This is a genomic window from Streptomyces alkaliterrae (genome assembly GCF_007097205.2).
GTDB classification, from domain to species: domain Bacteria; phylum Actinomycetota; class Actinomycetes; order Streptomycetales; family Streptomycetaceae; genus Streptomyces; species Streptomyces alkaliterrae.
This window is the reverse complement of the sequence record NZ_VJYK02000329.1, coordinates 1-5,857: the sequence shown is the minus strand read 5'-3', so window position 1 is coordinate 5,857 and position 5,857 is coordinate 1. Positions and strand designations below refer to the sequence as shown.

Below are 5,857 nucleotides of genomic sequence, written 5' to 3'. Positions count from 1 at the left end.
GCTGGGGGGTCAGCGGGGCGTCGGGGGCGACCGGCCTCACGAGGTACAGCGGCACCGCGACAAGAGCCGTGGCCAGGCACGCCACCCCCACCCCCGTCGCCGTCCGCAGCACACGGCGGCGGGACGCCGCGCGCCGGATCTCCGTGTAACGGCCGGGCGGCGGGGCCAAGTACTCGGAGGGAGGCCGGAGAACGACCACCAGGGGATCGTCGGCTGCGGGGCCCGCATCCGCCGCGTCGTCGTCAAACCGTGTGGTCAAGGTTTCTCCTGAGGTGGGTGCGGAGCAGTTCGCGGGCCGCGTGCAGGTCGGCCTTGACCGTTCCTTCCTTGCGCCCGGTCAACGCGGACACCTCCCGGATCGGCATGTCGGCGTAATAGTGGAGGAGCACCGGAACACGCAGCCGCTCCGGCAGCGACTCGACCAGCAGGCGGACCGAGGGGTCGGCCGGCTCGCCGTGTGGCCGCACCTCGACTTCCGTCATCACCCGGCGCATCGCCCGCCGCTCGCGGGCCAGCTTGCGCCAGTGGTCCCGTACGAGGTTCGCCGCGGTCACGTAGAGGAAGCCGCGAGGCTCCTCCACCCGGCTCCAGCGGGCCCAGAGCCGAGTGAAGGACTCGGAGGCGATCTCGTGCGCGGTCTCGTCGTCGTCGACGAGGCGACGGCACCAGCCGGCGAGGCGTGGATAGAGGACGGCGAACAGCTCGGAAGCCGCGGCGTCTCGGGACCGTTTCAACGCTCTCCATGGTCGTGAGCACACCGCACCGTACGTGCGGTGTGCGGAGTGGGGGACGCCGGACCACCGGCCCGCGTTGCCATAGCCGCTTCGGTCAGGAAGCAGTGGAGCTCAACCCGGCGAAGACGATGACGTTGTCGCGGTACTCGTCGCCGGTGCGCGGGCCGCCGCACGTGATGAGCCGCAGCTCCGGCCGGCCCACATCCCCGTACACGTCCTCCACCGGGAAGTCCGCCCTGGCGACGGTTCGTACGGCGTGCACGGCGAACGTGGCCGAGGTCCCGTCCTTCCTGCGGACCACGATCACCTCACCCCGGCGCAACCGGGCAAGGTGACGAAACACCCCGTCCCCGTACCGCCCCACCGTCACATGGCCGAGAATGACCGCAGGGCCGACCTCGCCCGGAGTCGGCGAGTACCGGTACCAACCCGCCCGGTCGTCCGCCGCGAGCGGCGGCACCTCCGCCGTACCGTCCGCCGCCAGCCCCAGCCGCATGACCGGCGTGTCGACCCCGACAGCCGGGATCGACAACCTGACCGGAACCGAACGCCCGAGGCCACGCGACACGTCCGCGACCACCGGCGGCGAGCCCTCGGGACCGCTGCCCTGCGCCCCGGTGACCCCCTCGCGGCGCGAAATCGGTCCCTGCTGCTCCGCTTCACGCTTGCCGCACCCCGCCACCAGCAAGGCCAAGCCCGCCGCCGAGAACGCGCGCCGGGAGACCGGCGTCATACCCCGTTCGCCCGCCGACGCCGCACGACAAAGGCCGCCGCACCGCCGGCGACAAGCACCGCGGCGGCCCCACCACCGACCAGCCCACCACGATCGGTACCCGACTCCGAAGTAACCCCCACCGCCCCGGTGTCAGGCGCACCGGACGGCACCACGGGCACCTGCCCGCCGTCACTCGGTCGGCTCGCTTCGCCCGACGGCACCGTCGGCACCGTCGGTACCGTCGGTACCGTCGGTACCGGAGACGCACCCCGCGCCGCTTCCGTCGACGGCACCGTCGGCACAGGCGAGGCACTTTGCGCCGGTTCGGCGCCAGGAGTCGGCACGGCACTGACGCTCGCGCTGGGGGTCGGCACCGCGGAAGCCCCCTCGGCAAACGCAGGCGCCACGCCCGCCACCAGCGCGGTGCCGGTAAGTACCAGGCCACTGAAGATGGTTCGACGCATCGACTTGCTCTCCTTCGACGTTCGCCCACCACACAGCCGGGCGGGCGACAGATCGAACGGAGAGACGACACACCCACAGCGCAGGTTGTAAAGAGAACGCAAAGCCAGCGGCGGTCCACGCCGGCGCGTAGTGCACGGCAATCACGCGCCCTGCGCCCGGCCGCGTCCCGCGAGACGAAGAGACGCGCGAGGATGCCGCGGCCCGGCGGGGCACGCCGGGCCAAGAAGGAGCGCGAGACCGGAAACGGCCCGTACAGCGCGGCCATCGACCACGCCCTGTTCACGCGTCCGTCACGAAAGACATGTCGAGGCACCGAGGCCAGGTGATGCTGCTGCCCCGGGCCGACAGCCCGGGGCAGGCCGCTCAGTCGATGCTCTTGACCATTCGGGCGGGTACGCCCGCGACCAGCGTGCGGGCGGGCACGTCCCGGGTGACGACCGCGCCGGCGGCCACGACAGAGCCTGCACCGATGGTCACACCCTGGGTGACCACGGCGGCCGCACCGATCCAGACGTCGTCCTCGATGACAATCGGGGCAGTGGCGGTGTACTCGCGTCGCTCGGCCAGCGGCAGCGGGTGCCCGCCGGTGATGAGGCTGACCCGCGGAGCGATCATGACGTTGTCACCGATGGTGATGCCGGCGCCGTCCATGAAAGTGCAGCCCTGGTTGACGAACACGTTCTTCCCGAACGTCGTAGCCAGGCCGTGCTCGGTGTAGAAGGGCGGGTAGATCGTCACCGACTCCGGCAGCGGTCCACCGAAGACAACCGCGAGTAGTTCCGCGCGGGCCTCGGTGTCACTGAACGGCAGGACGTTCAGTCGGGAGGTCGCGTCAGTGACCTGCGCGATCCGCTCCGCATAGCGCTCGAACTCAGGAGACCGGACGTACATGACCTGCTCTGTGCGAGTAGACATGCCCTGATCCCAGCAGCGCAGCAGTCCCACGATCAAACAACCGACACACCCCAGACACAACTGCTGGTTGTGGCAGTAGAGTCATGGTGTGGACATCGAAGCGGTACGGACCTTCGTGGCCGTCGCCGAGACCGGGCAGTTCCAGGCCGCGGCCGACGAACTCGGGATCAGCCAGCAGGCGGTCTCCAAGAGGATTGTGGTCCTGGAGAGAGACCTTGGGGCCTCGCTCCTGGTGCGCACCTCCCGTGGGTCGCGGCCGAGCCTGGACGGGCAGGTCTTCCTCCCGCACGCCAAGAAGGTCCTGGCAGCCCTCGCGCAGGCAGAGCGGGCCGTGCGCCCCGGCAGCCGGCCCCTGCGCGTGGACGTCCTCAACCGGCGCATCGCCCCGGCCCAGGCCGTCTACCGCTTCTACCGCTCGCGCCCCGACACGGCCCTTGACGCGGTCACGCTCAGCGAGGAGAACGCCGCTCAGGCGGCCCGGGCCGTGCTCGAAGGAAGCCTTGACGCCTCTTTCCGGGCCCTGCCTGCGGACCAGGTGCCCGCGGGGATCAGGGCCGAACGACTCCTGGACGTCCCTCTGCAGCTCCTGGTCGGCCCCGCCCACCCGTTGGCGGGAAAGGGCCAGGTCCAGCCCGCTGACCTCGTCGGTCACCGCATCTGGATCCCCGGTATCAGGCCAGGCACGGAATGGGAGCTGTTCTACCAGTCGCTCTCGCAGGACTTCGGGCTGAGCATCGACGCGCTCGGCCCCGACTTCGGCGACGAAGCCCTCATGGACGCACTGGCCGGGTCAGGCTCTCTGGCGACCCTGGTCGGCACCGACGACCGGTATCTGTGGCCCGACAACTACGGTCTGCGGCGGGTCCCTCTGCGCGAGCCGACACCGCTCTACCCGCACATCCTGCTCACGCGAGCCGAGCACCGGAATCCTGTGCTGACCGACCTGCGGGACTATCTGCGAGCCTCGCGACCGCAGGTCGACGACGAGGTGTGGGTCCCGGCATGGGTGTCGCACTGATCGACCGCTCGAATTGGCAGACACGCTCTTGGCGCCTCGCCGGACCCCCGGCCCATGACCACCGGCGAGCGACGAGTCGGAAAGCCGCATGCTCCGCGCGGAAATGCTCAGAGCGTGGCAAGGACGTCCCGGATGGCATCGGGGCGGTGGGGGTGTCGGCGTCGAGTCCGGTGGACACCGTGCCGGGGCGGCGGTCGACCACGGCGCGGACCTGCTCGGGCGGGACGACGCCCTGGGTGCCGTGGATCAGCAGGGCCGGGCAGGCGATGGCCGTCCAGTCGGCCCAGGTGGTCGCCGTGGACGTGGTCTTCCGACGCGTACGTCTCCTCCCCCGACGTCGCCGGACAGGCCGCCGTCGTCCGCGTGCGCTGAAAGTCAAGTGCCTGTGCACATGACGTCATTCAGCTGCCCGACCGGCAGTGCGAACCTTCCTTCACCGAGTCCGCTGCGGCTGCCGGACGACACCGGCCGTAAGCCGGCCGTCGGACTCTCGTACAGACCCACGAAGGGGGAACAATGCGCAAGACAGCGAGCCTCGCATTCTCCGCGCTGATGCTCGGCAGCCTCATGGGAGTCTCCTCGGGGAGCGCCTCAGCGGCACCCCAGGCGGCGCAGCCGGCGGCCACGACGCAGAACGTCTCGGCCTCCGCGGAGTGTGTAAAGGCCCTGGACTGGTACACCAAACGTTCCAGCAGGTACGTCAAGGTGAAGAACTCCTGCGCCCGCACCGCCTGCTTCAGCGTGAGCATCCCGTGGCGAAAGGACCCCACCTTCAGCATCGCCGCGAACACCACGAAGGAGTTCCGGTACGGCGGCGCGCTGTGGCGCAAGGGCACCGGAATCAAGAACAAGTCCTGCTGATCGATTCACCGTGCTCGATGCGGTGCCCCGGCCGGCCGGGGCACCGCCACCGCAACCCGCGGGCCCTGATCGAATGAGGTGGTGTCCCCGGCCGGCCGGGGACACCACCTCATTCATGGCCGGAACCACCGGCTACCGCTGGAAGCCTCGTCATACGTCCTGGAGTACGCGTTCGACGCGTCGCGCCCCTCACCCCGACCAGGTCCGAGCCGACCGGGCCGCTGCGTAGACGCGGTTCACCTGCGCAGGAAGCAGAACAGGTGGCAGCCCGCTCAGCCGGCGGGCCAAGTCATCGGCGGCCACCAGCAGAACCGGCGGTGCGGACTGCCTGACCGTGATCTTCGCCGCGCCCACCACAGCAAGTACGGGCCGTACCTCGACAGCGAACCCGGATGCTCGGGTGAGGATCGCGGAGGCCTTCCGCGCTTCCCCGCGGCTGGCGGGAATGTGCCGTGTCGAGGCACCGTTGACGGTCACGCCCCGATCGCCGTACCAGACCTTCTTCCCCTTGTGGTGCTTGGAGTTCACCGAGAACACCCCACCCGGGCCGATCACCAGATGGTCCACGTCCGTACCGGACGAATACTGCACCGCATGCAGGACGTGCCAGTCCCGACCGAGCGACCGCAGTCGACGCGCCGTGTAGCGCTCCCCCGCAAGGCCTCTCTGCCAGCTCCGTAACTCGCGCGCTGATTCGCTGCCTGACCATCGAGCCAAGCAGCGCCGCACAGCGCTTGGTTCCAGCTCCGCAAGCTTGCGACGGATCGCGTCCCCAGGCTGGTTCGCGGCGAAGTCGTCGTTCGGCATCAGCATGTGGCCTCCCGCAGGCTCGACGGCAAGGCGCCACCAACATAGCGGCAGCCGAAGGCTGTTACAGGTTCTCCACCTCGTCAAGGCCGGCTGCGCTCCGCTCCGCCTCCGGCCCCGCCGCGCGGCTTCCACCGACGCGCCCCCATACGAACGCCGCATCCGTGGCGGTGAAACCATCCGACCCCCGAGGGGCGCGATCGCACGCCATCCGGTTCTTCACCGGTCGGCATGCGGCCCGGTCCCGCACGCCACGGACGGAGGCGCAATCCGCCGTGCACTTCCCGCGCCGATCCGAGGCGGGCCGTTCCGCGGGCCGACCGGGGGACGAGGGGGAGATGG

7 protein-coding genes and 1 pseudogene are annotated in these 5,857 nt (G+C 70.2%); 2 read left to right on the top strand and 6 right to left on the bottom strand.

The features are described 5' to 3' along the window. The 5 genes and pseudogenes from FNX44_RS29190 to FNX44_RS22830 form a co-directional block, all read right to left on the bottom strand. Window positions 1-259: pseudogene (locus tag FNX44_RS29190) on the bottom strand (hypothetical protein); the annotation flags it as partial. Next, window positions 243-734: an RNA polymerase sigma factor gene (locus FNX44_RS22840; RefSeq protein ID WP_143650675.1), complete on the bottom strand. Its 492-nt coding sequence runs from the start codon at window positions 732-734 to the stop codon at window positions 243-245. The gene FNX44_RS22840 and the pseudogene FNX44_RS29190, both read right to left, overlap by 17 nt. A 94-nt stretch (window positions 735-828) precedes the next feature. Next, window positions 829-1,467 (bottom strand): class F sortase, encoded by a 639-nt coding sequence (locus FNX44_RS22835; RefSeq protein WP_143650674.1) that lies wholly within the window; start codon window positions 1,465-1,467, stop codon window positions 829-831. Then, window positions 1,464-1,913, bottom strand: coding sequence for a Tat pathway signal sequence domain protein (locus FNX44_RS29185; protein ID WP_143650673.1), 450 nt, complete (start codon window positions 1,911-1,913; stop codon window positions 1,464-1,466). The genes FNX44_RS22835 and FNX44_RS29185 overlap by 4 nt, the downstream gene beginning before the upstream one ends. A 364-nt stretch (window positions 1,914-2,277) precedes the next feature. After that, complete coding sequence (locus FNX44_RS22830; RefSeq protein ID WP_143650677.1) at window positions 2,278-2,805, bottom strand: sugar O-acetyltransferase; 528 nt, start codon at window positions 2,803-2,805, stop codon at window positions 2,278-2,280. Between the two features lie 112 nt (window positions 2,806-2,917). Here FNX44_RS22830 and FNX44_RS22825 point away from each other — a divergent pair, with 112 nt between their 5' ends. Both FNX44_RS22825 and FNX44_RS22820 read left to right on the top strand, forming a co-directional pair. After that, entirely contained in the window at window positions 2,918-3,847 is a 930-nt protein-coding gene (locus tag FNX44_RS22825) for a LysR family transcriptional regulator (protein ID WP_143650672.1), read from the top strand. A 516-nt stretch (window positions 3,848-4,363) separates the two neighbouring features. Further along, window positions 4,364-4,708, top strand: coding sequence for a hypothetical protein (locus tag FNX44_RS22820; RefSeq protein WP_143650671.1), 345 nt, complete (start codon window positions 4,364-4,366; stop codon window positions 4,706-4,708). Between the two features lie 189 nt (window positions 4,709-4,897). On the opposite strand, the gene FNX44_RS22815 is transcribed toward FNX44_RS22820, so the two are convergent. Continuing rightward, entirely contained in the window at window positions 4,898-5,521 is a 624-nt protein-coding gene (locus FNX44_RS22815) for a nuclease-related domain-containing protein (protein ID WP_228450124.1), read from the bottom strand. Between the last annotated feature and the right edge of the window lie 336 nt (window positions 5,522-5,857).

Bases quoted from the DNA above. Each gene is read 5' to 3' on its own strand.
- FNX44_RS22820 (WP_143650671.1), top strand. From the start codon at position 4,364: ATGCGCAAGACAGCGAGCCTCGCATTCTCCGCGCTGATGCTCGGCAGC.
- FNX44_RS29185 (WP_143650673.1), bottom strand. From the start codon at position 1,913: ATGCGTCGAACCATCTTCAGTGGCCTGGTACTTACCGGCACCGCGCTG.
- FNX44_RS22835 (WP_143650674.1), bottom strand. From the start codon at position 1,467: ATGACGCCGGTCTCCCGGCGCGCGTTCTCGGCGGCGGGCTTGGCCTTG.
- FNX44_RS22815 (WP_228450124.1), bottom strand. From the start codon at position 5,521: ATGCTGATGCCGAACGACGACTTCGCCGCGAACCAGCCTGGGGACGCG.
- FNX44_RS22830 (WP_143650677.1), bottom strand. From the start codon at position 2,805: ATGTACGTCCGGTCTCCTGAGTTCGAGCGCTATGCGGAGCGGATCGCG.